The organism is Caviibacter abscessus (assembly GCF_001517835.1).
Classification (GTDB): domain Bacteria; phylum Fusobacteriota; class Fusobacteriia; order Fusobacteriales; family Leptotrichiaceae; genus Caviibacter; species Caviibacter abscessus.
Genome location: NZ_LOQG01000037.1, coordinates 1 through 233, shown reverse-complemented (window position 1 = coordinate 233; position 233 = coordinate 1). Strand labels below are relative to the sequence as shown.

At 28.8% G+C, this 233-nt stretch carries 2 protein-coding genes; one reads left to right on the top strand and one right to left on the bottom strand.

The genetic code is table 11. From position 1 onward, the window contains the following. The coding region (locus AWT63_RS06600; RefSeq protein ID WP_407921938.1) for a hypothetical protein at positions 1–96 on the bottom strand (96 nt) is incomplete at its 3' end. A gap of 19 nt (positions 97–115) precedes the next feature. On the opposite strand from AWT63_RS06600, the gene AWT63_RS06595 reads away from it, so the two are divergent. Further along, positions 116–233 (top strand): phenylalanine--tRNA ligase beta subunit-related protein (locus AWT63_RS06595; RefSeq protein WP_407921937.1); only part of this gene is annotated, 118 nt, incomplete at its 3' end.

Below are 233 nucleotides of genomic sequence, written 5' to 3'. Positions count from 1 at the left end.
GTCATCTACACAAGTATTAAGTCCACCCATAACACCTGCAAGTGCTACTGCTTTACCATTTGCTTTAATTACAATATCTTGGTTATCTAATTCCAATTCTTGATTATCTAAAGTAATAAACTTTTCTTTATATGTTGCAAGAATAATTGAAAATGTAAAAGTTGGACCTTCACCAAAATGGTTAAAAGATAAACTTGAGTCATTAGGTATGAAAAGTATTAATAATATAGTTG